The organism is Pseudomonas sp. KBW05 (genome assembly GCF_003852405.1).
Lineage (GTDB): Bacteria > Pseudomonadota > Gammaproteobacteria > Pseudomonadales > Pseudomonadaceae > Aquipseudomonas.
In genome coordinates this window covers 58062-84277 of record NZ_QAJM01000006.1, presented here as the reverse complement: position 1 = coordinate 84277, position 26216 = coordinate 58062, and the positions used below count along the sequence as shown (strand labels likewise).

The window sequence follows — 26216 nt, the reverse complement described above, 5'->3', positions numbered from 1 at the left end:
AACAAAAACGCCGATCAGAGATGATCGGCGTTTTTGTTTGCGCGCGATTTATACCCGTCTGGTTGATCGTTCCCACGCTGAGCGTGGGAACGATCTAGCCCATCAGGCTCAGAGCTTCGGCAACTGCCCCACGCGGCCCATCATTTCAGTGACAATCTGCAGGTCCAGCAGGAACTGGTCCACCGTCTTGAACTCATTGTCGGTGTGCCCGGTGTACTTCACTTCCGGACGCGCCAGGCCGAATTGCACGCCATTGGGCAGTTCATGCACTGACGTCGCGCCGGCCGAGGTGCCGAACTTGTGCTCCATGCCCAGGTTCTCGCTGGCCACCGCCAACAGCGCCTTGACCCACTCGCCTTCCGGGTTGCGGTACATCGGCTCGGCCACCGAGTAGGTGAAGCTCACCTTGACCTTGGTCCGCTTGTCCCACGCACTCAGCTTGTCGGCAATTTCCTTTTTCAGCGTCTCCGGGGATTTGCCCTTCGGCACGCGCAGGTTCACGGCCAGCTTGAATGCCTTGTCATCCAGGCCGACAAAAGTCAGCGAGGTGGTCAGCGGGCCCATGAAGTCGTCAGCGAAACCCACGCCCAACTTGCCGCCCAGGTAATCCAGGCCCCAGTTGTCGGACGCATACCGCGCGGCGTCGGTGATGTGGTTGTGCTTGAGGGCGATCTTGCCGTCGACGCTGTGGATCAGTTCCAGCATGCGCGCCACCGGGTTGATGCCGGACTCGGGCTCGGAGGAGTGCGCCGAAACACCGGTCACCGTCAGCTTGACCTCTTTACCGACCACCTTGGCCGTCACCTCGAAGTCGCCGCCATTGTTCTTGGCGTACTCGGTGCCGGCCTGTTGCAGGCTGGCGGCGAGTTCGGCGGGCTTGTCGCTGACGAAGGTCGCCACCGAGGCCGACGGAATCTGGTTGGTGGCCATGCCGCCGGTCATTGCGATGATTTCCGCACCTTTGCCTTCGCCCTTGCGGCGCGGGAACGTGGCCATCACGGTGCCGTAGCCTTTTTCGGCGATCACCACCGGGTAACCGCCGTCCAACGCCAGGTTGTACTGCGGCGTCGGGTTGTGTTCGAAGTAATAGGGAATCGCGTCGCCGGAGGTTTCCTCGGTGGTGTCCACCAACAGCTTGAACGTGCGCGCGAGCGGCAGTTTCTCTTCCTTGATCACTTTCATCGCGTACATCGCGACGACGATACCGTTCTTGTCATCCTCGGTGCCCCGGCCGTACATGCGGTCGCCAATCAGCGTGACTTTGAACGGGTCGAGTTTGGTGCCGTCTTTCAGCACCCAGTTTTCCGGTGTGACCGGCACCACGTCGGCGTGGGCATGAATGCCGACCACTTCATCACTGGCGCCTTCCAGGGAAATTTCATACACGCGATTGTCGATATTGCGGAAGTTCAGGTTAAAGGCCTTGGCCAGGTCCTGGATCTTCGCGGCGATCTTGAGGAATTCCGGGTTTTTGTACTGCGGCAGGCCGTCGATATTGAAGGTGGGGATTTCCACCAGTTCGCGCAGGGTTTCGGTGGCCGCCTTGCCGTATTTCACCCGCGTGTAGATGCCCAGCAGCCGATTGATTTCGTTCTGCTGCTCGGCGCTCAGGGTTTTGTTGTCGAGAAAGGCGCTGATCGCCGGGCCCACGTCGGCGGTTTTGCCCAAGTCGCCCTTGGCCAGGGTGCCGAGGAAACCACGGAAATCAGTGACGGACGTTTCGTTGAAGCTCTTCAGAATCGCCGTGCTTTGCTCGGCGCTGATGTTGGCGAAGGCGGGGGTGGCGATCGCCGAGAGGCTGGCTGCAAACAGGGTGGCAGCCGCCAGTTGCTTGAGTGGGAAGTGCATTGTTGGAGCATTCCTTGGCAGGTAGTGAGTAAGAGGTTTCTGACTAAAGCGTCAGAAACATTTCCACACACTACCATTACCCGGGTGCCGACCGTCAATGCTGGCCAGGGTGGGGCTCGGGGTATTCCTTGTCTATCTCCAGGGCTCTAGCGTAAGGCCCATCCCACAACTGTTGATGTAATTGCCCCACGCGCTTGGCCATCGCTTCATTGCGCATCACCACCTCCAGGTTGCGCGAATTATCCAGGTAGCCGCCCAGCCAATTGCTGGTGCCAATCCAGGCCACTTGCCCGTCGATCTCCATGGTCTTGCTGTGGATCACCCGCGCGTAGGGGATAAAGCCTTGCTTGGCTTCGGGCAGGGTGACGATCTTGACCTGCACGTTGGGCAGTACCGCCAGGCTCTTGAGGTAGGGCAGTTCCAACTTGTCGGTGTTCCAGTTGGACACCATCAGCTTGATCGACACGCCACGTGCCGCCGCTGCACGTACGGCGTTGTCGATGACCGCGTAGTACGGACGTGTGCGGTCGGGTCCGTAGGACAGCGGTGCGTAGTCCAGCAGTTGCACGCGCACTTCCTGTTTCGCCTCGCTCAGCAGGCGCGGCAGTTCCAGCTGTGAATCGCCGACGCCGGGCGGATTGTAGCGTTGTGGGCTGGCCACCAGGTAATTGCCGGTACGCGGCGGCTCTTTACCGGCGGCGGGCAGCGGCACCGGTTGGTTGGCGGCCAGCGCGGCCTGGGCTTGCCAGTCCTGGTCGAAGATCGCCTGCACTTGGCCAACCACCGCTGCATCGCTGATGCGCAGCCCGGTTTCGTGGATATGTTCGAGGGAGCGCCAGTCGAAATTCTGGCTGCCGACAAACGCCTGCTTGCCGTCCACCACCAGGTATTTGGCGTGGATGATGCCGCCGCTCAGTTGGCCGTAGGGCAGCACGCGGAAGGTCAGGTTGGGGATCGCGCGCAAGCGTTCCAGCGTGGATGCTTCCGACAACTTCAGGCCTTTTTCTTCGAGCAGGAAGCGAATTTTCACACCGCGTTTGCCGGCGGCTTCCAGGTGCTCGATAACGGTGTCCATCACCGAGCCGGGATGGTCGGCGGCGTAGAACTGGCCGATATCAATACTGCTCTTGGCCGCGTCAAACAGTTCGATCCATACCGGGCCGGGCTGGCGCAAATCGTCGGTGCCGAGGGCGGTGTCCACGGGCACGGTGTGCACCAGTTCAAACCCCGCAATTGAAAAGTCCGCCTGGGCCAGCGGACTGAGGAGCAAGCCGGCGAGGCCTGCGATGCGCAATTTCAAGGAGACGGACATAGGGGTTCCCATCAGAAAAGTAAGCGGGCGCATTGCGCGCCCGCTCGAACGATCATGCAGTACGGCTATGCAGCGGCGTGGGCACCAGGTGCGGTACTTCGCTCTGCACGCGGGCACCGGTGGCGGCGCGGATCAGCAGGATTTTCAGCTGGTCGTTGATGCGCTCAAGGCTGTCCTGGAAGAAGTTGTGGAACACCACGCAGAACAGCGCGATGGCGATCCCCAGGCCGGTCGCAAACAACGCCGTACCGATACCACCGGAAATCTGCCCTGGGTCGGACACACCGGCCGACGCCAGCGCCTTGAACGTGTCGATAATGCCGAGGATGGTCCCCAGCAGGCCCAACAGCGGCGCGGCGGTGGTGATGGTTTCGATAATCCAAAGGCTGCGGGCCAAGGGTGCGCGCGTCGTCAGGTACTGGGTTTCGATGACGTCATCCAGGTCCTTGCGTGAGCCGTGGCTGGCCTTTTGTGCCAGTACCGGCAGCACCATGCTCAACGGCAGGCTGTCGCGACGGGTCAGGCTTTCTGGCAAGTCGCGTTCGCTGTGCACGTTGGCGCCCAGCACCTCGGTCAACGCGCGGGCCTGGCGGCGCACATAGGCGAAGTACAGGCCACGCTCGATGGCGATAAAGATGGCAATGGCCATCGCGGCGTACATCACATAGAAGGTGATGTCGTGGAGCACATTCATGTCCATGTTCCGTTACCTCGCTGTTAGAAATTGGCTTCCAGGGACACCGTCACGGTGCGTTCCAGGCCAACGATGTAGGCCGGGTCGCCGTCGCGGAAACCGCTGTAGCTGGCGGCGTTGGTCTTGGTGGTGTACACACCGTCCAGGTACTTCTTGTCGAACAGGTTGTCGACGTTCAGGCGCAGGGTCGCGTCCTTGACCACCTTCTTGTCCACCGGCAGGTAGATACCGGCGCCGGCGTTGAACACGGTGCGCCCGGAGATGGCTTCGTCGTTGGTCAGGTCGCCGTAGAGCTTGCTGGTGTACTTGCCGCCGAAGGTGCCGTAGAAGCGCCCGTCGTCGTAGCCAATGTTGGCGGCCAGCATGTTTTTCGGCACGTTGGCGAACTGCTTGCCGCTGGTGGGCAACACGATTGCCTTGCCGGCGTTGTAGACGGTCAGGTCGTCCTGCTGCTCAGCCTTGGTGTAGGTGTAGGAGGTGTAGTAGTTGAAGTGATTCGGCAGCAGGCCGCTCCACTCCAGTTCCAGGCCGCTGTTGTTGACGGAGCCGGCGTTGATGTCGGCGAAGTCGCCGTTGATGTCTTTGGACGAGACCTGGCGATCCTTGAACTGCATGTAGAACAAGGTAGCGGCCACGGTCATGTCGTCACCGGTGAAGCGCCAGCCCAACTCGTGGTTCCAGCTGGTTTCCGGCTTGGAGTTGATCGAGTCCAGGCCCTTGTCGTACAGCACGTAGTTCTGTGGGATACGCATGTTGCGCGACAGGCTGTAGAACAACTGATCCTGCTCATCCAACTGGTACTTGAGGCCGACGTTGGGCAGCAGTTTGTTATAGGTCTGGTTACGTTTTTCCGGCTGCTCGGTGAGGCTGCCGTGGTTGGTGCCGTCACGCTTGACGTTCATGTAGGCGAGGCCTGCGACCAGGGTCCAGTCCGGGTTGATGTACCAGGTGTCCTGGGCCCAGACCTTCTGCGCCGGGGTCACGGTGAAGCGGTCGCGACCTTGCACAGTGTTGCCATTGGCATCGACCACCGAGTCGGCGTCTGGCCAGGTGTCGGTGGGCTTGCCGCTGTTTTTCAGGGCAATGAACGGCTGGGTCTGGGCTTGGCGTGCGCGCTCATACCAGTAGCCGAATTGCAGGCTGTGTTCGCCCAGGTCCCAGTTCAGCTTGGTGGTGATGCCCGGGCGCCAGGTCTGGGTGCGCGAAGGGCGGTAGTACACGCCGGTGGTGGAGGAACCGTCGGCGTTGTATTGCGCGGCGGTCGGCAGGTTGCTCAGGTCGAACACGCCGCCGGCGTTGGAGCCACGGTTGAGCGCATAGCTGGAGGAGCCGACGCCGCTGCCGTTGCCCCAGTAGTAATACGGGATTACCGACAGGGCCAGGTTGTCGGCCAGCTTGAACTGGGTGTTGAGCACGCCGGTAAAGGTCTGGAACGGGTTCTGCGCCAGGGCGTAATAGCTGTTGAGCTTGCCGTTGCTGCCCACGGTCGGCGTGGCCGGGTAGGGGTCGTACTTGCGCCCGTTCTGCTGGTACTGGGCCTTGGTCAGTTGGCTGTAACTGTTGTTGTCCTGCTCGTGGTACTTGAGGATCAGGTTGGCGGTGTTGCCGTTGCCGGCGTCGAAGAAGCTGTTCCACTCCACCTTGTCTGCGCGCACCGCGCCCGAGCCGCGCCACATCTGGCCTTCGGTGTGGGATGCCGACAGCCAGTTGCTCAAGCCGTTGATCTCGCCGGTGTTGAGCCGGGCGAAGGTTTTGCGCGTGGCGTTGCTGCCCATGACCTGTTTGACGAACGCCCCGGTTTCCTTGGTCGGGCGGATGGTCACGATGCCGATGTTGCCGCCGCTGGAACCAATATGCGGGCCGTCGGCTTCTGCCGAACCCTGGGTAACGAAGATCTGGTCGATGTTTTCAGGGTCGCCCAGCAGGTTGGAATACAGCGCGTAGTTGCCCGAGTCGTTGATCGGCATGCCGTCCACCGACATGCCCACCTGGTCGGAGTTGAGCCCGCGCATGGTGAAGCGAAAACCCGACAGGCCGGTGTTGTCTTCGCTGGAAATATTCAGCCCCGGGGTGTACTTGAGCTTGTCCACGGCGTTGCCGGTGGCGGTCTGTTTATCCAGCGCCTCCTTGGTCACCGTGGAGCGGCCCTTGATGCTTTCTTCCTGCACCATATAGCCGCCACCTGCCGTGGCCTTGCCCTGTACGCCGATCGTGCCGACGTCGCTGCCGCTGGTGTCGGCCATGGCCATGCCGTGGCCCATGCTTGCGGCAACGAGTGCCAGATGAATCCGTGTGAACCTCATCAGTGTCGTCCTGGTGTCGGGTGCTTATTGCACGCTGTAGTTGAAGGTGGCGGTGAAGCGATGCTCATTGCTGCCCCCGAACGCTTGCTCGGGGAACGGTTTGACTTGCTTGATGCGACGCAAGCTGTTGGCGGCGGCCCGGTTGAGCAACATGCTCGAGGCCTGGGTCTGCACACCGGAGTCGAGAACCCGACCCTGGCGATCGACCAGCAACCACACCACCACCTCGCCGGTCGGGCGTTCGAGGGACGCCTGGCGACCGGTGGGGTATTGCTTGTAGCTGTCCAACTCGTTGCGCAAACCCTTGAGGTAACCGCCTTCCAGGGCCTGGCCATCGACCTTCGGTGGCGCGGGCGGGGCCGGTGTCGGTGCGACCTGGGCCACGGCGGCGGGGGCCGGTTTGGCGGCCACCGGTGGCGGGGTTGGCGTCGGCGTGGGTGTTGGCTTGGCGACCACGGGCTTGGGCACCGGCTTGGGCTTGGGCTCAGGTTTTGGCTGCGGTTTGGGCGGCGGTGGCGGCGGGGCCGGTGCGGCCTCTTCGTCCTCGATCACCGGCGGTGGCGGCTCTTGCTCGACCACCGGTTCCGGGACCACTTCCGGCTCCGGCTCGACCAGGGCCAGCTCGACGGCCGACTCGTCATACACCGGCTCGACCTTCAAGGTTTGCGACTGGATGCCCATCGCAATCAGCACCAGGGCGATCACGGCCGGGACACTGCCCAGCAACTGACGTGCACGAAACAGGACGTACATGATCAGGACTTACGCGTGGCAATGGACACGGAGGTAAAGCCACCCAGGCGCAGGGTGTCCATCACTTCCACCAGGCGTGAAACCTCCACGCCCTTGTCGCTGTTGACGATGATCGTCGACTTGGTATCGGGCTTTTCCGCGGCCTTCAACGCCGGCACCAAGGCCTCGACGGTGAGGTCCTTGCCGTCCAGTTGCAGTTGGCCGGCCAGGCCCAACGTCAGGATGAATTTGTTCTGTGGCTTGAGCTGCTGCGAACTGCTGGCGCTGGGCAATTGGGTCTTCATGCCGAGGGCCGGAATCACGTTCAGGCTCACGAGTACGAAAAACACCAAGAGGAACATCATCACGTCGATCATCGGGATCAGTTCGATGTGCGCCTTGCGTTTTTTCGGTTCGTCCCAGGTTCTCATTCCGCTACCCCGTTATTGAATTAGGGGCGACACGCTAACAACCAAAAATGACCGATTGGTTAACTTTAATTGACGTTTTGAGGGCTCTAGGACAGGTCTTACGGACGACTCTGTAGTCATTTTCACGACGTAACAGAATTGAAATCCAGCAGGGGCATTCTCAGAAACTTTACATCGAGGGCCCTGAGGAATGAGTAGCGAATTGCCACATCTGTCCACCCCGCGCCTGCTATTGCGCGCCCTGGAAACACACCAGGCCGAGACCCTGTCCAGGCTCGCCAACGGGCCGAAAATCGCTGATAACACGGCCAACATTCCGTCGCCCTATACCCTGGAAACCGCGCACACCTTTATCGACAACATGGTCGCGAAATACCGTGCGGGCGATTTGCTCAGCCTGGGCATGCATGTAGTCGAAACGGGTGAATTGGTCGGCATCGTCAGCTTGCGACTCAACGCGCGACACCGTTACGGGCACCTCGGCGGTTGGGTGGCGGCGCACTGCCGTAACCAGGGCTACGGCGCCGAGGCGGCGAGGGCGGTGATGGATTTTGGCTTCGCTGAGTTGGGTTTGCAGCGGGTCGGCAGCCAATGCTTTGGCCGCAACAAGGAGTCGGCGCGGGTGATGGAGAAAATCGGCCTGCGCTTTGAGGGCTGCATGCGCGAGGCGTTTCTCAAGAACGGCGTGTTCGAGGACTTGCTCGGCTTTGCCGTGGTGCGTGAGGACTGGGAGCGTCCCTCGTGAGTGGCTTAGTGGACCATGACCGCCGCCGGATATTGACCGGGCTGGCGGTAGGCTCGGCATTTGCGATCCTCAGCCCGTTTGCGCGCAGTGCCGGGGTGGATTATCCGTTTACCCTCGGCGTCGCCAGCGGCGACCCACTGCCGGACGGTTTTGTGATCTGGACGCGCCTGGCGCCGGTGTTCAACGCCGCCGATGGCGGCGGAGGCTTGAGCCGTGCCGTGCCAGTGCGTTGGCGGGTGGCCAGCGATGCGGCGATGACGCGCATCGTGCGTCAGGGCGAGGTGATGGCCAGCACGCGGTTCGCCCATTCAGTACACGTTGAAGTGGCTGGGTTGGAAGCGGGCCGACCATATTGGTATCAGTTCGATGGCCTAGGCGCGCAGAGCCCGGTGGGGCAGGCCCGCACGGCGCCGCCGTTGCATGCCAGCGTGGCGGCGCGGGTGGGGTTTGTGTCGTGCTCGCATTGGGAGCGCGGGTATTTCAGCGCCTATCGTCACCTCGCCGCCGAGCAGCCGGACCTGGTGTTTTTTCTCGGTGACTATATCTACGACAGTTCCTACGCTCCGTCGTCGGGCAAAGTCATTCGCTCCCATGGCAGTGGCAACGCGGTAAGCCTCAGCGACTACCGCAACCGCTACGCCCTGTACAAGACCGATCCCGACTTGCAGGCCTTGCACGCTGCGGCTCCCAGCGTCGCGACCTGGGACGATCATGAAGTGCAGAATGACTACGCCAACCAATGGTCCCAGGACCCGAAGATCCCGGTGGCGCAGTTTCTCCTCCAGCGCGCAGCGGCTTATCAGGCCTATTACGAACATATGCCGCTACGGGCCAGTAGCCTGCCTAAAGGTCCGGACATGCGCATCTACCGGCGCCTGGACTACGGCCAACTGGCGCGTTTCCATGTGCTTGACGGCCGCCAGTACCGTTCCGAGCAACCGTGTATTCCGGCCAATGGCAGCCATCAAGGGCATATTGCCGCCAACCTCTGCCATGACTTGCGCGACCCCGGTCGCACCATGCTCGGTTGGCAGCAAGAGGCCTGGCTCGATCAGGGTTTCGCGCAGTCGCAGGCGCAGTGGAACGTGATCGCCCAGGATTTGTTGGTAGCGCCGCTGATCCAGCGTGACCTGACCGACCACAAACCCGGACGTTGGACCGATGGCTGGGACGGCTACATGGCCAACCGGGCGCGGATGCTGGCGTCCATCCAGCGCAATCGGGTCCAGAACCCGGTGTTCTGGGGTGGGGATATTCACTCGTTCTGGGTCACGGACCTGCACGCGGATGGCAACAACCCGGGCTCGCCGATTGTCGCGACGGAGTTTGTCGGCACGTCGGTGACCTCGGATGGGCCGCCCTTTGATGCGTTCAGCAAACTGCTGCCGCTCAACCCTCATGTGAAGTTTTTCGACAGCCGTCAGCGTGGGTATGTGTCGGTGCAGATCGAGGCGGACAAGATGCTGACCAACTTGCGTGTGATTACTGATCCCCGTGACCCGACGGCCACGGTGGCGACGCTGAAGTCGTTTGTGGTGGAGCCGGGGCGGGCGGGGGCGATAGCGGTTTAGTCCAGGCTGTAGCGCACCGACAACGTGCCCTTTTTCTCCGACAGGGTCAGGATCGTCACCTGGCCCAGCTCGCCCAAGGCCTGGACATGTGTGCCGCCGCAGGCATAGGCCGGCAACTCACCGAAGCCGACTTCGCGGGTGCCGTCTTCCAGGTTCATGTGGCGTGGGTAATCTGCCGCGACCCATTGGTTGATCTGCTGTTGGATCGCGTCGGCGTCGATGTCTTGCGCTGCTTCGCCACGGATAAAACTGATCTTGCCTTCGCCCGGCCAGTGGTGGGCCTTGATCGGCATCCAGCCCAGTTGCTCGCCGGCGTTGCCGATCAAGTGGCCGGCGGAATGCAGGCGGGTGTGCAGGGCGCGGCGTTGCGCGTCGACGCGCGCGGTAATCGGGCCCAGCGCGACGGGCCGATCGACGTAGTGCACTACGCGGTCGGGCTCCTGGGTGACGCGCACTACTTGGCTGTCGCCGAGCCAGCCGGTGTCGAAAGGCTGGCCGCCGCCCTGGGGGTGGAAGATCGTCGATTGCAGGATCACCGCGAACTGCTCTTCGTGGGGCGTGCAGGCCAGCACTTCGAGTTCGGCGGTCAGGTGGTCGTGGGTGAAAAACAGGCGCTCGGTCATTCTCTACATCCGCATCAGGGTTCTGCGGGCAGTATAAATAGTGCGTGGATGGGTGATAATCCGTTCAATTATCAATGGACCTGTGCGTCATGAGCATCAATCTTCCTTTGCCACTGCTGGGCGAAATGGCGATTTTCGTCAAGGTGGTGGAAACCGGCAGCTTCTCCGAAGCCGCGCGGCAGATGGGCGTTTCACCGTCATCGGTGAGCCGCAGCATTTCCCATCTGGAAAAGGCCCTGGCCACCCGTTTGCTGCAACGCACGACGCGCAAGTTGCGCTTGAGCGAAGGCGGCGAAGAGGTGTTCAAGCGTTGCCAGGACATGGTCAACGCGGCGCGCGCGGTGATGGAGATCAGCGGCCAATTCACCCACGAAGCCGAAGGCCGGGTGCGCGTCAGCGTCCCCAAGGCGGTGGGGCGGTTTGTGATACACCCGCATATGCCGGAATTCTTGCGGCGCTATCCCAAGGTGGATGTGCAGTTGATCCTTGAGGATCGGCCGGTGGACTTGATCGACGACAACCTCGACCTGATTCTGCGCATTTCCGAAAGCCCGCCACCGGGGTTGGTGGGGCGGCCGTTGTTTCCCATCGAGCACCTGTTGTGCGCCACGCCGCAGTACCTGGCCGAACACGGCACGCCGCAACACCCCCATGATTTGCTGGAACACAGTTGCATCTACCTGGGGGAAACACCGGCGGATGCACGCTGGAAGTTTCGCCAAGCCGGCAAGACGGTGACGGTCGGGGTGCGCGGGCGTTATGCGGCGAACCATACCGGGGTGCGTTTGGATGCGGTGTTGCAGCATGTGGGGATTGGCAGCCTGCCGTACTTTACGGCGCGCCATGATCTGGAGGCGGGGAGGGTGGTGCAGGTGCTGGCGCAGTGGGATTTTATTGCGTCGTATCACGGTGAGGTGTGGTTGCTGCATTCACCGACGCGGTATCTGCCGCCGAAGGTGCGGGTGTTTATTGATTATCTGGTGGAGTGTATGAGGCGAGAGCCAACACTACGCCAACGCTAGTGCTGGGCGCTGGCTTCTGTGGGAGCTGGGCTTTTCTGTGGGAGCTGGCTTGCCTGCGATGCAGACACCTCGGTCTGTCAGTAATGTCGAGGTGATGCTATCGCAGGCAAGCCAGCTCCCACATTTAGCTTTGTGCAGGTCTGAAAAATCAGTGCTTGCTCTGGTCCACCGGCATGGCCAGCAGCTGCTTTTCCTGGTTCCAGTCGAACGGTTCGTCGTTCTGCTCGGCTTCGAAGCGACGCTCTTCCAGGGCCTGGTACATGTCCAGTTCTTCATCGGGCATGAAATGCAGGCAGTCGCCGCCAAAGAACCACAGCAGGTCGCGCGGTACCAGGTGGGCAATTTGTGGGTAGCGCAGGATGACCTGGCTCATCAGGTCCTGGCCCAGGTACTGGCTTTCGATCGGGTCGATGGGCAGCAGGGCGCGCAGTTCGTCGAAGCGCTCCAGGAACAGGGTGTGGCTTTCCTCGGGCACCTGTTCGGCTTCGCCGACGGCAACCAGGATGCTGCGCAGGTGGTCGAGCAAGACGAGATGATCGGCAACGACGTTGGACACGAGATAAGTCCTCTAAAGCAAAAACGGGCGCGAGAGTATATGCCTCTCGCGCCCGTTTTTATATCACCGCTCGACTCAGCGGACTTTACCCTCAGCTTGGGTCAGCTCTTCCTTGCTGAAATCATCCACGTCGATCACCTTGCGCCGCGCCGCTTCAGCGTCACGCAGGGTTTGCGCTTCGGCCGGTTGCAGCACGCCCGCTTTCAGCGCCGCGTCGATGGCATGCTCGCCGGCGGCTGGTTTGACCTGGCCACTCTTGAGTGCGGCATGCAGTTTTTTCTGCAGCGGATGGCTGGCGCCGAGCAGGTCGTAGGCGTGTTGCAGGGCGCCAACCGGATCGTCCGCCGATTGCGGGCGGTAGCAGCCGGCGAGCAGTTCCTCCAAGGTCGGGTCGCCTTTGGCCCGGCCAAGCACTGCCGCGACTTCGGCATCCAGCGCATCCGACGGCCCGGTGTGGCGGCGGCCGAACGGAAACACGATCACCCGCAGCAGGCAACCGAGCACCTTGTTCGGGAAGTTGCTCAACAGTTCATCCAGGGCGCGCTCCGACTCACCCAGGCTTTCTTCCATGGCCCAGGTGAACAGCGGCTCAAGATGGTCCGGTGAATCCAGGTCGTGGTAACGCTTGAGCGCTGCCGAAGCCAGGTACAGGTGGCTGAGCACATCCCCCAGGCGCGCCGACAGGCGTTCGCGGCGTTTCAATTCGCCACCGAGCAACATCATGCTCAGGTCGGCGAGCAGGGCAAAGGCAGCGGCCTGGCGGTTCAGCGCGCGGAAGTAACCCTGGCTCAAGCGGTTGCCCGGTGCCTTCTCGAAGTGGCCCACGCCGAGGTTCAGCACCAGGGTGCTGGCGGCGTTGCTCACGGCAAAACCGATGTGTTGCATCAGCAGACCATCGAACTCCTTGAGGGCCTGGTCGTGGTCTTCACGGCCGGCCAGGGCCATTTCCTTGAGGACGAACGGGTGGCAGCGGATCGCGCCCTGGCCAAAGATCATCAGGTTGCGCGAGAGGATGTTCGCGCCTTCGACGGTGATGAAGATCGGCGCACCTTGCCAGCTGCGGCCCAGGTAGTTGTTCGGGCCCATGATGATGCCCTTGCCGCCGTGTACGTCCATGGCGTGGCTGATGCACTCGCGGCCGCGTTCGGTGAGGTGGTACTTGAGGATCGCCGACAATACCGAGGGTTTTTCCCCGAGGTCTACCGCGTTGGCGGTGAGCATGCGCGCGCTGTCCATCAGCCAGGCGTTGCCGCCGATACGCGCGAGGGCTTCCTGGATGCCTTCGAAGGCGGACAGAGGGACGTTGAATTGTTCGCGCACCTGGGCGTATTGGCCGGTCACCAGGCTGGTGAACTTGGCCGCACCAGTGCCCACGGCGGGCAGGGAGATCGAACGGCCTACGGACAGGCAGTTCATCAACATCATCCAGCCCTTGCCGAGCATTTCCTGGCCGCCAATCAGGAATTCCAGGGGGATGAACACATCCTTGCCGGAGTTGGGGCCGTTCATGAAGGCGGCGCCGAGGGGCAGGTGGCGACGGCCGATGTCCACGCCGGGCGTATCCGTAGGAATCAGCGCCAGGCTGATGCCCAGGTCTTCCTCGTCACCCAGCAGGTGGTCCGGGTCGTGGGCCTTGAAGGCCAGGCCCAACAGGGTCGCGACCGGGCCGAGGGTGATGTAGCGTTTTTCCCAGTTCAGGCGCAGGCCGAGGGTTTCCTTGCCTTCCCATTCACCTTTGCAAATGATCCCGGTGTCGGGCATGGCGCCGGCGTCGGAGCCGGCCAGCGGGCCGGTGAGGGCGAAGCAGGGGATGTCATCGCCGCGGGCCAGGCGTGGCAGGTAATGGTTGCGTTGTTCATCGGTGCCGTAGTGCAGCAGCAGTTCGGCCGGGCCGAGGGAGTTGGGCACCATCACGGTGGACGCCAGGTCGCCGCTGCGTGTGGCGAGTTTCATCGCGACCTGGGAGTGGGCATAGGCGGAAAACCCCTTGCCGCCGTATTCCTTGGGAATGATCAGGGCGAAGAAACCGTGGGTCTTGATGTGTTCCCAGGCGGCGGGCGGCAGGTCCATGGCCTGGCCGATCTCCCAGTCGCTGACCATGGCGCAGAGTTCTTCGGTGGGGCCATCGATAAACGCCTGTTCCTCTGCGGTCAGTTGGACCTTGGGGTAGGCCAGCAACTTGTCCCAGTCGGGGCGGCCGCTGAACAGTTCGCCGTCCCACCACACCGTGCCGGCATCAATGGCATCGCGCTCGGTCTCGGACATCGGCGGCAGGACTTTCTGGAACCAGCTGAACAGCGGTTTGGTGAAGTATTGGCGGCGCAGGTCGGGCAGCAGCAAGGGCGCCGCGACGGCGGCCAGCAACACCCAGAAGATCAGCAGCAACCATCCTGGCGCGTGACTCCACACCCCCATCGCCAGCAGGTAGACGGCAACGACGCCCAGGGCGGGCAGGGGCGCGGTGCGACGGTGTGCCAGGTAGGCAATGCCGGCAACCAGAACCAGTATCCACAACAACAGCATATTCAATCCTCCGTGAAACCAGGGGCGAAACCACCCTGGAGCTTAGTCGGCATCCGAACAAGCGGGGTGATAGGGGTGTTACGAGATTTGGCCGATTCGTCGTTATCGCTCGGGCAGGCCTGTCGTTAGACTCCAGGCTTCCTTCGGAGATAACGCTCATGGATACGTACCTGAGTCCCAGCCGCTTCATCGATAGTGACCACCCTGCGGTGGTGGAGTTCGCCGAAAAACATCGCGGTACCCGTGCGGACTTAAATGACCAGGCAGTCAGCCTTTACTACGCCGTGCGTGAGGCGATTCGCTACAACCCCTACACCTTCAGCCGTGACCCCGACACCCTGAGCGCCAGCTTCGCCCTGGCCGCCGGCGAAAGCTATTGCGTGCCCAAGGCCACCTTGCTAGCCGCGTGCGCCCGCCACTGCGGCATCCCGGCGCGCATCGGCCTGGCAGATGTGCGCAACCACTTGTCCACGCCGCGCCTGCTTGCGCTGCTTAAAAGCGATGTGTTCGCCATGCATGGCTACACCGAGCTGTTCCTGCATGGGCGTTGGGTCAAGGCCACGCCTGCGTTCAATCAACAGCTGTGTGATGTATTCGATGTGCCGGCGCTGGATTTCGACGGGGTCAACGACAGCGTGTTCCACGCGTTCAATCGCCAGGGGCAGCGTTCGATGGAGTACGTGGTGGATCACGGGCAATTTCCTGACGTGCCCGAGGCGTTTTTCTTCGAGCATATCCGCACCTGTTACCCGCACCTGTTCAGCGAAGACAGTCCGCCCTTGCTCGGGGATATGCAGACCGATTTAAGCCGTACGTGAACCGGCGTATGCTGCTGCGCTCACCACACAATAAGGCACGGTCATGCTGAAGATCTGGGGTCGTAAAAATTCGTCAAACGTCAGGAAAGCACTGTGGTGCGCCGAGGAACTCGGCCTGGACTATGAGGCCATCGACGCGGGCGGCGCGTTTGGTGTGGTCGACACGCCGCAGTACCGCGCGTTGAACCCCAATGGCCGGGTGCCGATGATCGAAGACGGCGACTTTGTGTTGTGGGAATCCAACACCATCGTGCGTTATCTCTGCGCCAAGCAGGCGTCCAGTTGGTACCCGACTGACCTGAAAGCCCGGGCCAGCGCGGAAAAATGGATGGACTGGACCACTTCCACCCTCGCCGAACCGTTCAAGGCCGTGTTCTGGGGCATCCTGCGCACCCCTGCGGAAAAACAGAACTGGGACAGCATCCACGCCGGGCGCCAAGCCTGCATCGATGCACTCGCCACTGTGGACAAAGCCCTCGCCGAACAGCCGTATCTGTCGGGCAACGAGATCGGCATGGGCGATATCCCCCTGGGCTGTTTTGCCTACGCCTGGTTCGAAATGCCCATCGAACGCCCTGCAATGCCCAATCTAGAGGCCTGGTACCAACGCCTGCAACAACGCCCGGCCTACCGCAAAGCGGTCATGACCGCGTTGACTTAATACTGACTATTAATACAGGTGACTGTACTTGTGCGGCGCGGGCAGCCACCATGCCTGTCATGCGCCGCCGTTGAACTTCGTGGCGTGCGCCTTCATCTATTCTTCCTATTTCCTTCTTTGGTGCGTATTCCGATATGAGTTCCGCTCTGTCCATCCGGCAGCTAACCAAAACCTACGGCAACGGTTTCCAGGCCCTGAGTGGTATCGATCTGGACGTTGCCGAAGGTGACTTCTTCGCTTTGCTCGGCCCCAACGGTGCCGGCAAATCCACCACCATCGGTATCCTCTCGACCCTGGTCAACAAGACCAGCGGCACGGTGAATATCTTCGGGCACGATCTGGACAAATCCCCGGCAGCGCTCAAGCGCTCCATCGGCGTGGTGCCCCAGGAATTCAACTTCAACCAGTTCGAAAAGACCTTCGATATCGTCGTGACCCAGGCCGGTTACTACGGCATCCCGGCGAAGATCGCCAAGGAACGCGCCGAGCAATACCTGACCCAACTGGGCCTGTGGGACAAGCGCGACGTGCCGTCCCGCTCGCTGTCCGGCGGCATGAAGCGGCGCTTGATGATCGCCCGCGCGCTGGTGCACGAGCCGCGGCTGTTGATCCTCGATGAACCCACCGCCGGTGTGGACATCGAACTGCGTCGCTCGATGTGGACCTTCCTCACCGAGCTGAACGAGAAGGGCATCACCATCATCCTCACCACCCATTACCTGGAAGAGGCTGAGCAACTATGCCGCAATATCGGCATCATCGACCACGGCACCATCGTCGAGAACACCAGCATGCGTAACCTGCTGGGCCAGTTGCATGTGGAAACCTTCCTGCTCGACTTGAAGAACAATCTGTCGGCGCCGCCGCAATTGCTCGGCTACCCGAGCCGCCTGGTGGACAGCCACACGCTGGAAGTGCAGGTGGACAAAGCCATGGGCATTACCGCGCTGTTCACCCAGTTGGCGACGCAGAACATCGAAGTGCTGAGCCTGCGTAATAAAACCAATCGCCTTGAGGAGTTGTTCGTGTCCCTGGTGGAGAAAAATCTGGCGAAGGTGGCGGTATGAGTTCCGAACTGCAACCCAACCTCGTCGCGCTGCAAACCATCATCTATCGCGAAGTGAAGCGCTTTACCCGGATCTGGCCGCAAACCCTGCTGCCGCCGGCGATCACCATGGTCTTGTACTTCGTGATCTTCGGTAACCTGATCGGCCGGCAGATCGGCGACATGGGTGGTTTCACCTACATGGAGTACATCGTGCCGGGCCTGATCATGATGTCGGTGATCACCAACGCGTACGGCAACGTGGTGTCGAGTTTCTTCGGCAGCAAGTTCCAGCGTTCGATTGAAGAACTGATGGTCTCGCCGGTATCGCCGCACACCATCCTGATCGGCTACACCGTGGGCGGCGTGCTGCGCGGCTTGATGGTCGGGGTGATCGTGACGTTGCTGTCGCTGTTCTTCACCCACCTGCAGGTGCATCACCTCGGGGTCACCATCCTGGTGGTGGTGCTGACGGCGACGATCTTCTCGCTGCTGGGGTTTATCAACGCCGTGTTTGCACGCAACTTCGATGACATCTCGATCATCCCGACTTTCGTGCTGACACCGCTGACCTACCTGGGCGGGGTGTTCTACTCCATCACGCTGCTGCCGCCGTTCTGGCAGACCGTGTCGCTGGCCAACCCGGTGTTGCACATGGTCAACGCGTTCCGCTACGGCATTCTGGGCGTGTCGGATATCAAGATCAGCGTGGCGATCACGTTCATGCTGGTGGCGACGGTGGTGCTGTATATCGGTTGCGCGAAGCTGCTGGTGAGTGGGCGCGGGATGCGTACCTGACTCACTGACTGCATGCAGTAAAAAATGTGGGGGCGGGCTTGTGTGGGAGCGGGCTTGCTCGCGAATGCGGTGAATCAGTCACACATTTACTGACTGACACTCCGTTTTCGCGAGCAAGCCCGCTCCCACACAAGCCCGCTCCCACATTGGGTTTTGTGCAAGGCTGTTATTGCTTTAGCGCCAACTCGATCAGCGCATGCAACTCTTCCACCTGCAACGGCGCATTCGCAAACAGAATCCTGAACACCGTCGGCGCTGCCAGCAGGTTGATCAGCCGTTCTACACTGGGCGCCGGGCTGTCGGGATAACGCTCCACAATCACCTGCAACTGCCCACCAATCAGCGCCACGCAATACCCCGGCGTCTGGCTGCATTGCACGTCGCGCATCATTTGGCGTCCCGGTTCTGAACTCATCTCATCCAGATACTGCTCGGCCCAGGCTTGCAGGTCGCCGCGCAGGCTGCCGGTATTGGCCGGCTCGCTGTCGGGGCGCATGCGCGCCAGGGCCACGTCGGCCAGCAGGGCGGACAGGTCGCCCCAGCGCCGGTAAATGGTGGACGGCGTGACGCCTGCGCGCGCGGCAATCATGGGCACGGTCACGCTGGAACGCTCGTGGGCTTCCAGTAGTTCGCGCACTGCCGAATGGACGGATTCTTGGACCCGGGCACTACGGCCCCCCGGGCGGAGGCCTTCTTTTATCGCCATGCTTGCGACCTTAACACAAAGAATTTGCTTTAAGCGCTGGCCAGTAGCACACTCCGCAAAAGCAAAATATTAGCTTTAGCGGAGTGTGCCCATGTCCAGTCATATTACTCATCGTTCCAGCCTGGTGTTCTTGGCGTTCACCTTGCTGACGTTTCTCGCCGCTTCCAGCGCGCCGACGCCGTTGTATCACCTGTATCAGGAAGGCCTGCATTTTTCCGCAGGCATGCTCACGCTGATCTTCGGTGTCTACGCCATCAGCCTGCTGGCAGCGCTGTTGACCGTGGGTTCGCTGTCGGACCACCTGGGGCGCAAGCCGGTGATTTTTGCCGCGCTGGTCCTGGATATGCTGGCGATGTTGCTGTTTATCAATGAAGGCAGCGTGGCCTGGCTGATCGCTGCGCGCACCTTGCAAGGCTTCGCCACTGGCATGGCCACTGCGGTGCTCGGCGCGGCATTGCTCGATACCGACCGCCAGCAGGGTCCGCTGGTCAACAGCGTGGCGCCTTTACTGGGCATGGCGTGTGGGGCGATGGGCAGCAGCCTGCTGGTGGAGTTCGCACCGCTGCCGACGCAGTTGATCTACTGGACGCTGTTCGCGTTGATGTTGGTACAGGCGATATACGTGTGGTGTTTGCCGGAAACCGTCAGCCGCATTCCCGGCGCGCTGGCTTCGTTGCGCCCGACCTTGCATGTGCCGCCTCAAGCGCGGCGGGCGTTATGGCTATCGTTGCCGGTGGACGTGGCGGTGTGGGCAATGGGCGGGTTCTATCTGTCGCTGGCGCCGTCGCTGGTGCGGGCGGCGACGGGTTCCACGTCCAATCTGATCGGTGGCGGGCTGGTGGCGGTGCTGACCTTGAGCGGCGCGCTGATGATTTTCAGCCTGCGCAATCGCCCGGCCGACAAGGTCTTGCGCTTGGGCGCAGGCCTGCTGGCTGTCGGCGTGGCGTTGATCCTCACGGCAGTGCACAGCGCCAGCCTGCCGTTGTTTTTCATCGCCACGTTGATTGCGGGCAGTGGGTTTGGCGCAGGCTTCCTCGGCGCCTTGCGCAGCGTGGTGCCCCTGGCGCTGCCCCATGAACGGGCCGGTTTGATGTCGGCGTTTTATGTGTTGAGTTACCTGGCGTTCTGCCTGCCGTCGCTGCTGGCGGGCAATCTGATCCGCAGTTTCGGCCTGATCGCTACCACCGACGGCTACGGCGTTGTGCTGATCTTGCTGGCCCTGAGTGCCCTGGTCGGTTTGCTGATGCAGGGATCGCCTGGCTCGCTTATAGGTAAAACAGATAACAGTTAGAGAAATTACCCGTTATATAGATATTCGATTCGGTTCTACCATGGTCTCAACCTCATGCGAGGAGGAGGATTGCCATCATGACTTGTTCGAATACCATCAGTTACAAACCCTTCAGTCACCTGACCCGGCCCCGGGAAGTGATTCGCCAGTTCACCCCCAACTGGTTTGCCGCGACCATGGGCACCGGCGTGCTGGCGCTGGCCCTGGCGCAATTGCCGGTCAATCTGCCGGGTGTGCACGCCATCGCCGAAGCGCTGTGGTTTTTCACCATTGGCCTGTTTGTACTGTTTAGCGTGTTGTACGCCGCCCGTTGGGTGATGTTCTTCCACGAGGCGCGGCGGATCTTCGGGCACTCCACGGTGTCGATGTTCTTCGGCACCATCCCCATGGGGCTGGCGACCATCCTCAATGGCTTGCTGCTGTTCGGCTTGCCGCGCTGGGGCAGCGATGTCATCCCGCTGGCTGAAGCACTGTGGTGGCTGGATGTGGCGATGGCCCTGGCCTGCGGCGTGCTGATCCCGTTCATGATGTTTACCCGGCAGGAACACAGCATCGACCAGATGACCGCTGTGTGGCTGTTGCCGGTGGTGGCCGCCGAAGTCGCCGCCGCGAGTGGTGGTTTGCTGGCGCCGCATTTGGCGGATGCCCACGCGCAATTGATCATGCTGGTGACCAGCTACGTGCTGTGGGCGTTTTCCCTGCCGGTGGCGTTCAGCATCCTGACCATTCTGATGCTGCGCATGGCCCTGCATAAACTGCCCCACGCCAATATGGCCGCGTCGAGCTGGCTGGCCCTTGGCCCCATCGGCACCGGTGCCCTGGGCATGTTGCTGCTCGGCGGCGATGCACCCGCGATCTTTGCCGCCAATGGCTTGCCCGGCGTCGGCGAGATGGCCAACGGCCTGGGCCTGGTGGCCGGCATTACCCTGTGGGGCTTTGGCTTGTGGTGGATGCTGATCGCGGTGCTGATCACTCTGCGTTACCTGCGCGCCGGTATCCCGTTCAACCTCGGCTGGTGGGGTTTTACCTTTCCGCTGGGGGTGTATGCCCTGGCGACGTTGAAGCTGGCGAGCCTGTTGCACCTGGGCTTCTTCAGTGTGTTTGGCAGCGTGCTGGTGCTGGCATTGGCGCTGATGTGGGGGATCGTCGCCAAGCGCACCGTGCAGGGGGCCTATAAAGGTGAGCTTTTTGTTTCGCCGTGTATTGCAGGACTAGCGAATAAGTAAGCCGGATTAGGTAAAGTCGTGGCCTGAATGCTTTTACAAAAAAACAGGCCACGCAGGAACACGGACGATGAGCCACCCCTCGCAATTCACCTTGCTGCGCACACGGCGTTTCCTGCCGTTTTTCATTACCCAGTTGCTGGGCGCCTTCAACGACAACATCTTCAAGCAATCGCTGATCCTTGCCATTCTCTATAAGTTGACCATCGACGGTGACCGCTCGATCTGGGTCAACCTGTGCGCATTGCTGTTTATCCTGCCGTTCTTCCTGTTCTCGGCGCTGGCCGGGCAGTTTGGCGAGAAATTCAACAAGGACGCGCTGATCCGCGCGATCAAGATCGGCGAGATCGTGATCATGGCCGTGGGCGCCACGGGTTTCCTCACCAACCACCTGGAGCTGATGCTACTGGCACTGTTTGCCATGGGCACCCACTCGGCGCTGTTCGGCCCGGTGAAGTACTCGATCATGCCCCAGGCCCTGCACGAAGATGAACTGGTGGGCGGCAACGGCCTGGTGGAAATGGGCACGTTCCTGGCGATCCTGGCCGGTACGATTGGCGCCGGGATCATGATGTCGTCGACCCATTACGCGCCGGTGGTAGCGGTGGCGATTGTCGGCGTGGCCGTGCTGGGTTACCTCGCCAGCCGCAGTATTCCGCGAGCGGCGGCGTCTACCCCGGGGCTGCGTTTGAACTGGAATATCTTCAGCGAATCCTGGGCCACCTTGCGCCTGGGCCTGGGGCAGACGCCGGCCGTTTCGCGTTCCATTGTCGGTAACTCGTGGTTCTGGTTTGTTGGTGCGATTTATCTGACGCAGATCCCGGCCTACGCCAAGGAGTGGTTGTACGGCGACGAAACCGTGGTGACGCTGATTCTCACCGTGTTTTCGGTGGGCATCGCCCTTGGCTCGATGCTCTGCGAGAAACTCTCCGGGCGTAAGGTGGAAATCGGCCTGGTGCCGTTCGGTTCATTCGGCCTGACGGTGTTTGGCCTGCTGCTGTGGTGGCACTCCGGTGGCTTCCCGCAGAACGTGCAGGCCAACGATTGGCTGGCCGTGCTCAGTTACGGCCAGGCCTGGTGGGTGTTGTTCGATATCCTCGGGTTGGGGGTGTTTGGCGGCTTCTATATCGTGCCGCTGTATGCGCTGATCCAGTCGCGTACCGCCGAGAACGAGCGCGCGCGGGTAATCGCGGCCAACAACATCCTCAACGCGCTGTTCATGGTGGTGTCGGCCGTCGTCTCGATCCTGCTGCTCAGCGTGGCCAAGCTGTCGATCCCCGAGTTGTTCCTGGTGGTGTCGCTGCTCAACATCGCGGTGAATACCTACATCTTCAGGATCGTTCCCGAGTTCACCATGCGCTTCATGATCTGGCTGCTCAGCCATTCCATGTACCGCGTGGAGCATCGCAACCTGGAAGCGATTCCTGATGAAGGCGCGGCGTTGCTGGTGTGCAACCACGTGTCGTTTGTCGATGCGCTGCTGATCGGTGGCGCGGTGCGTCGGCCGATTCGCTTTGTCATGTACTACAAGATCTATCGTCTGCCGGTGCTGAATTTTATCTTCCGCACAGCCGGGGCGATTCCGATTGCCGGGCGTCATGAGGATATCCAGATCTACGAAAAGGCCTTCACGCGGATTGCGCAGTATCTGAAGGACGGCGAGTTGGTGTGCATCTTCCCGGAGGGCAAGCTGACGGCCGATGGCGAGATGAATGAGTTTCGCGGTGGGGTGACGCGGATTCTGGAGGAGACGCCGGTGCCGGTGATTCCCATGGCGTTGCAGGGGTTGTGGGGGAGTTTCTTCAGTCGCGATCCGAAGAAAGGGTTGTTTCACCGGATCTGGTCGCGGGTGGTGTTGGTGGCGGGGGAGGCGGTGCAGGAGCCGACGCCTGCAAGGTTGCAGGAGGTTGTGGGTGGGTTGCGGGGGAGTGTCAGGTAGTTCTGCGTTTTATGTGCGGGCCCCTTCGCGAGCAAGCCCGCTCCCACATTCGCCCGCATTCCAAAAGTGGAACTCGGTCGAATGTGGGAGCGGGCTTGCTCGCGAAAGCGGTAGTGGCCTAAGCGCTGATCTTGAGCCCCACCAGCCCACAGATGATCAACGCCACACTGGCCAACCGAAACAACGCCATGGATTCCCCAAACAGGATAATCCCGGCAATCACCGTGCCCACGGCACCCACTCCAGTCCAGATCGCATAGGCAGTGCCCAGCGGCAGTTCCTTCATGGCCAGTCCCAGCAGGCCCAGGCTGACCGCCATGGCCGCAATGGTCAGCGCGGTGGGCAGCGGCTTGCTGAACCCGTCGGTGTATTTCAGGCCGACGGCCCAGCCCACTTCAAACAATCCGGCAAAAAACAGAATGATCCAGGGCATGCTGACCCTCTCTATAGACGTGGGGTCGTCCCCGGATTTGGCGCTTGAGAGCGTCGCGGGGTCGTCCCCGCGAAGCTCGCTAGAGTGCCGAACAATCATCCGGCGATCAAGTTTGCGGGGTGTTTTCCAATAGGCGACGGTCTTCCTTTTCGCTCATGCGGCGGAAGTAAGTCGACAGCAACGCCCCGGAAATGTTGTGCCACACGCTGAACAGCGCACTCGGCACCGCCGCCAATGGCGAGAAGTGCGCACTGGCCAATGCGGCGCCCAGGCCGGAGTTCTGCATGCCGACTTCCAGCGCCAGCGACTTGCGCTGTGCCAATGGCAGCTTGAACACGCGGCCGGTGAAGTAGCCCAGCAGGTAGCCGAAGCTGTTGTGCAGCATGACCACAGCCATGATCAGCAGGCCCGACTCGGCGATCTTCGCCTGGCTCGCGGCAACCACCGCCGCGACGATGATCACGATGCTCACCACCGACACCAGCGGCAATACGTCCACCGCATGGCGCACGCGCTCGCCGAGCACGCGCTGGGCCACTACGCCGAGCACGATCGGCAGCAGCACCACTTGCAGGATCGACCAGAACAGCTCTATGAACGATACCGGCAACCAGGCCGAGGCCAGCAGCCAGATCAGCGCCGGTGTGAGCAGCGGGGCGAGGAGGGTGGTGACGGCGGCGATGGCCACCGACAGCGCCAGGTCGCCACGGGCCAGCCAGGTCATGACGTTGGACGAGGTGCCGCTTGGGCAGCAACCCACCAGGATCACGCCGACGGCAATTTCCGGTGGCAGGTGGAAGGCCTGGCACAGCAACCAGGCCACGCCCGGCATGATCACGAAGTGCGCGACCACGCCCAGTGCCACGCGCCACGGATGGCGGGCGACTTCGGCGAAGTCATCAATCTTGAGGGTCAGCCCCATGCCGAACATCACCAGGCCCAGCAGCGGCACGATGGCGGTTTTCAGGCCGATGAACCAGCTTGGCTCGAAGAACGCGAGCACCGCGAAAATCAGCACCCAGTAGGCGAAGGTGTTGCCGACGAAGCGGCTTAGGGCGGCGAGTGCGCGCATGGGGGTGTCCTTGTTATTAGTTAAAGTCGGTAGTGCTGATTTTGCTTGGAAACCCAATCGAATGTGGGAGCGGGCTTGCTCGCGAATGCGGAGTGTCAGTCACTGAATCTGTTACTGAGCCACCGCATTCGCGAGCAAGCCCGCTCCCACAATTTTGATCTTCACATGGCTTAGATGCCCTGCGGGGTCTCTTCACCGCCCAACGCTTCAACCAGCGCCGGAATGAACTCGCCAAACGTCAGCATCATCAACGTGAAGCTCGCATCCAGTTGGCCCAAGGCTTCGTCGCCGCCGTCCTGTTCGGCCTGGTCTTGCAGCAGGTCTTCGAACTTCAGGCGCTTGACGGTCATCTTGTCGTCGAGCATGAAGGACAGTTTGTCCTGCCAGGCCAGGGACAGTTGGGTCACGACTTTGCCGGTGGTCAGGTGCAGCTGGATTTCTTCGCCGGTCAGGTCCTGGCGCTTGCAGCGCACGATACCGCCGTCTTCGTGGGTGTCGCGCAGTTCGCATTCGTCGAGGACGAAGAAGTCATCGGCCGGTTTCTGGGTGGTGACCCAGTCGGTCATGATTGCGGTCGGCGCGGTTTTCACGGTGAGCGGGCGCACCGGCAGGGTGCCGATCACTTCGCGCAGGGTGGAGAGCAGGTCTTCGGCGCGTTTAGGGCTGGCCGAGTTGACCAGGATCAGGCCCTGTTTAGGCGCGATGGCGGCGAAGGTCGACGAGCGACGAATAAAGGCGCGCGGCAGGAAAGCCTGGATGATTTCATCCTTGAGCTGGTCGCGCTCCTTCTTATAGACCTTGCGCATTTGCTCGGCCTCGATCTCTTCGACTTTCTCTTTCAGTGCATCACGCACCACGCTGCCCGGCAGGATACGTTCTTCCTTGCGCGCGGCGATCAGCAGGAAGTCACCGCTGACGTGAACCAGGGGAGCGTCTTCACCTTTACCAAAAGGCGCGACGAAACCGTAAGTGGTCAACTCCTGGCTTGCACAAGGGCGCGCCAGTTTGGTGGCCATTGCAGTTTCCAACGCCTCGGCATCAACAGGCAGATCTTGGGTCAGGCGATAGATAAGCAGGTTCTTGAACCACATGGGGTGAGTCTCTCCTTTATACAAAGGCGGGCATTATTGTCTTGATAGCGTCTGAGGCCAACCCTGCCTAAGCCATTGGAAGGCCTCAAAAAAAAGATTTAAGAAAGTGCTTGCCAGACCTTGGGTCGCTCCGTAGAATGCGCGCCACACCGAGACGAAGGGTGATTAGCTCAGCTGGGAGAGCATCTGCCTTACAAGCAGAGGGTCGGCGGTTCGATCCCGTCATCACCCACCATTCGCCTCATGTGTTACGCGCAGCGGTAGTTCAGTCGGTTAGAATACCGGCCTGTCACGCCGGGGGTCGCGGGTTCGAGTCCCGTCCGCTGCGCCATATTCGGTAACCTGGAACACTGAACGCCAGGTCACCACAGAAAGCCCGCTCATTGAGCGGGTTTTTTTTCGTCTGCGATTTATGATCGTTCCCACGCTCTGCGTGGGAGCGATCAGATTCCAGAGAGTTGAAGAATGATTACTGAAGATATCGAAGTCGTTAAAGAGATTTTTTCAATCATCGATGCCGGTATTGTCGATGGTTATGATTATTTTTGTTATGACGTAACAGTGGGCGAGGGCTTCATCGATACAGGCTTGGCCGTTGAGAGAGGCGGCGTTGAGATCACTGATGCCAGAACTGATTTCGATGATACGGCGCTGTATATGCTTGCCAAGCAGCTCAATAAAAACGCCAAGGAGCGCGGTGAGTGCTGGCGTTCTTTTGTGATGTCCTATCGGCGTGGAGGCCAGGTTAAAACAAACTTCAACTATGATTGAAAGTAGAA

24 protein-coding genes and 2 tRNA genes are annotated in these 26216 nt (G+C 61.1%); 13 read left to right on the top strand and 13 right to left on the bottom strand.

The window, feature by feature from the left end:
* Positions 1-108 precede the first annotated feature (108 nt).
* The 6 genes from DBR46_RS05230 to DBR46_RS05205 form a co-directional block, all read right to left on the bottom strand.
* Positions 109-1848, bottom strand: coding sequence for a dipeptidase (locus DBR46_RS05230; RefSeq protein ID WP_124525293.1), 1740 nt, complete (start codon positions 1846-1848; stop codon positions 109-111).
* A 94-nt stretch (positions 1849-1942) separates the two neighbouring features.
* Complete coding sequence (locus DBR46_RS05225; RefSeq protein ID WP_124525292.1) at positions 1943-3160, bottom strand: phospholipase D-like domain-containing protein; 1218 nt, start codon at positions 3158-3160, stop codon at positions 1943-1945.
* A 52-nt stretch (positions 3161-3212) separates the two neighbouring features.
* Positions 3213-3860, bottom strand: a complete 648-nt coding sequence (locus DBR46_RS05220; RefSeq protein ID WP_124525291.1) for a MotA/TolQ/ExbB proton channel family protein — start codon at positions 3858-3860, stop codon at positions 3213-3215.
* A 17-nt stretch (positions 3861-3877) separates the two neighbouring features.
* Positions 3878-6157 carry a TonB-dependent receptor gene (locus tag DBR46_RS05215; protein WP_124525290.1) on the bottom strand — a complete coding sequence of 760 codons (2280 nt, stop codon included), beginning with the start codon at positions 6155-6157 and terminating at the stop codon, positions 3878-3880.
* A gap of 24 nt (positions 6158-6181) precedes the next feature.
* Entirely contained in the window at positions 6182-6910 is a 729-nt protein-coding gene (locus DBR46_RS05210; protein WP_124525289.1) for an energy transducer TonB, read from the bottom strand.
* A 2-nt stretch (positions 6911-6912) separates the two neighbouring features.
* Positions 6913-7320 (bottom strand): biopolymer transporter ExbD, encoded by a 408-nt coding sequence (locus DBR46_RS05205; RefSeq protein WP_017737210.1) that lies wholly within the window; start codon positions 7318-7320, stop codon positions 6913-6915.
* Between the two features lie 190 nt (positions 7321-7510).
* Here DBR46_RS05205 and DBR46_RS05200 point away from each other — a divergent pair, with 190 nt between their 5' ends.
* On the top strand, positions 7511-8065 hold the full coding sequence (locus tag DBR46_RS05200) for a GNAT family N-acetyltransferase (protein ID WP_124525288.1): 555 nt from the start codon (positions 7511-7513) through the stop codon (positions 8063-8065).
* Positions 8062-9636: an alkaline phosphatase gene (locus DBR46_RS05195; RefSeq protein ID WP_124525287.1), complete on the top strand. Its 1575-nt coding sequence runs from the start codon at positions 8062-8064 to the stop codon at positions 9634-9636. Before DBR46_RS05200 ends, DBR46_RS05195 begins: the two co-directional genes overlap by 4 nt.
* Here DBR46_RS05195 and DBR46_RS05190 read toward each other — a convergent pair.
* Entirely contained in the window at positions 9633-10259 is a 627-nt protein-coding gene (locus tag DBR46_RS05190) for an alanyl-tRNA editing protein (protein ID WP_124525286.1), read from the bottom strand. The genes DBR46_RS05195 and DBR46_RS05190 overlap by 4 nt on opposite strands.
* Before the next feature lie 89 nt (positions 10260-10348).
* Here DBR46_RS05190 and DBR46_RS05185 point away from each other — a divergent pair, with 89 nt between their 5' ends.
* Entirely contained in the window at positions 10349-11281 is a 933-nt protein-coding gene (locus DBR46_RS05185; RefSeq protein WP_124525285.1) for a LysR family transcriptional regulator, read from the top strand.
* A 148-nt stretch (positions 11282-11429) separates the two neighbouring features.
* Here DBR46_RS05185 and DBR46_RS05180 read toward each other — a convergent pair whose 3' ends face one another.
* A complete protein-coding gene (locus tag DBR46_RS05180) occupies positions 11430-11837 on the bottom strand; it encodes a PA2817 family protein (protein ID WP_017737215.1) in 408 nt (135 codons plus the stop codon).
* Positions 11838-11912: 75 nt separating this feature from the next.
* Positions 11913-14360: an acyl-CoA dehydrogenase gene (locus DBR46_RS05175; protein ID WP_124525284.1), complete on the bottom strand. Its 2448-nt coding sequence runs from the start codon at positions 14358-14360 to the stop codon at positions 11913-11915.
* Positions 14361-14518: 158 nt separating this feature from the next.
* Here DBR46_RS05175 and DBR46_RS05170 point away from each other — a divergent pair, with 158 nt between their 5' ends.
* From DBR46_RS05170 to DBR46_RS05155, 4 genes are all read left to right on the top strand, one after another.
* Positions 14519-15178 carry a transglutaminase family protein gene (locus tag DBR46_RS05170; RefSeq protein WP_124525283.1) on the top strand — a complete coding sequence of 220 codons (660 nt, stop codon included), beginning with the start codon at positions 14519-14521 and terminating at the stop codon, positions 15176-15178.
* Positions 15179-15221: 43 nt separating this feature from the next.
* The gene (locus DBR46_RS05165) at positions 15222-15839 is read left to right on the top strand and encodes a glutathione S-transferase family protein (RefSeq protein ID WP_124525282.1); all 618 of its coding nucleotides are present in this window, start codon (positions 15222-15224) and stop codon (positions 15837-15839) included.
* A gap of 134 nt (positions 15840-15973) precedes the next feature.
* Positions 15974-16906 (top strand): ABC transporter ATP-binding protein, encoded by a 933-nt coding sequence (locus DBR46_RS05160; RefSeq protein WP_017737219.1) that lies wholly within the window; start codon positions 15974-15976, stop codon positions 16904-16906.
* The gene (locus tag DBR46_RS05155; protein ID WP_017737220.1) at positions 16903-17682 is read left to right on the top strand and encodes an ABC transporter permease; all 780 of its coding nucleotides are present in this window, start codon (positions 16903-16905) and stop codon (positions 17680-17682) included. Before DBR46_RS05160 ends, DBR46_RS05155 begins: the two co-directional genes overlap by 4 nt.
* 166 nt (positions 17683-17848) lie before the next feature.
* On the opposite strand, the gene DBR46_RS05150 is transcribed toward DBR46_RS05155, so the two are convergent.
* A complete protein-coding gene (locus DBR46_RS05150) occupies positions 17849-18388 on the bottom strand; it encodes a TetR/AcrR family transcriptional regulator (protein WP_124525281.1) in 540 nt (179 codons plus the stop codon).
* Between the two features lie 91 nt (positions 18389-18479).
* On the opposite strand from DBR46_RS05150, the gene DBR46_RS05145 reads away from it, so the two are divergent.
* The 3 genes from DBR46_RS05145 to DBR46_RS05135 all read left to right on the top strand — a co-directional run bounded on the left by DBR46_RS05145 (position 18480) and on the right by DBR46_RS05135 (position 22841).
* Positions 18480-19679, top strand: coding sequence for an MFS transporter (locus DBR46_RS05145; protein WP_124525280.1), 1200 nt, complete (start codon positions 18480-18482; stop codon positions 19677-19679).
* A 77-nt stretch (positions 19680-19756) separates the two neighbouring features.
* Positions 19757-20905 (top strand): TDT family transporter, encoded by a 1149-nt coding sequence (locus DBR46_RS05140; protein WP_124525279.1) that lies wholly within the window; start codon positions 19757-19759, stop codon positions 20903-20905.
* Positions 20906-20972: 67 nt separating this feature from the next.
* Positions 20973-22841 carry an MFS transporter gene (locus tag DBR46_RS05135; protein ID WP_124525278.1) on the top strand — a complete coding sequence of 623 codons (1869 nt, stop codon included), beginning with the start codon at positions 20973-20975 and terminating at the stop codon, positions 22839-22841.
* Between the two features lie 118 nt (positions 22842-22959).
* Here DBR46_RS05135 and sugE read toward each other — a convergent pair whose 3' ends face one another.
* The 3 genes from sugE to rdgC all read right to left on the bottom strand — a co-directional run bounded on the left by sugE (position 22960) and on the right by rdgC (position 25437).
* Positions 22960-23274 (bottom strand): quaternary ammonium compound efflux SMR transporter SugE, encoded by a 315-nt coding sequence (gene sugE, locus DBR46_RS05130; protein ID WP_124525277.1) that lies wholly within the window; start codon positions 23272-23274, stop codon positions 22960-22962.
* Positions 23275-23380: 106 nt separating this feature from the next.
* Complete coding sequence (locus DBR46_RS05125) at positions 23381-24346, bottom strand: bile acid:sodium symporter family protein (RefSeq protein WP_124525276.1); 966 nt, start codon at positions 24344-24346, stop codon at positions 23381-23383.
* Between the two features lie 170 nt (positions 24347-24516).
* Positions 24517-25437: a recombination-associated protein RdgC gene (rdgC, locus tag DBR46_RS05120; protein ID WP_122489196.1), complete on the bottom strand. Its 921-nt coding sequence runs from the start codon at positions 25435-25437 to the stop codon at positions 24517-24519.
* A gap of 159 nt (positions 25438-25596) precedes the next feature.
* Here rdgC and DBR46_RS05115 point away from each other — a divergent pair.
* The 3 genes from DBR46_RS05115 to DBR46_RS05105 all read left to right on the top strand — a co-directional run bounded on the left by DBR46_RS05115 (position 25597) and on the right by DBR46_RS05105 (position 26208).
* Positions 25597-25672: transfer RNA gene (locus tag DBR46_RS05115), tRNA-Val, on the top strand.
* A 19-nt stretch (positions 25673-25691) separates the two neighbouring features.
* Positions 25692-25768 (top strand) — tRNA-Asp (locus DBR46_RS05110).
* Positions 25769-25902: 134 nt separating this feature from the next.
* On the top strand, positions 25903-26208 hold the full coding sequence (locus DBR46_RS05105; RefSeq protein ID WP_124525275.1) for a hypothetical protein: 306 nt from the start codon (positions 25903-25905) through the stop codon (positions 26206-26208).
* Positions 26209-26216: the final 8 nt, after the last annotated feature.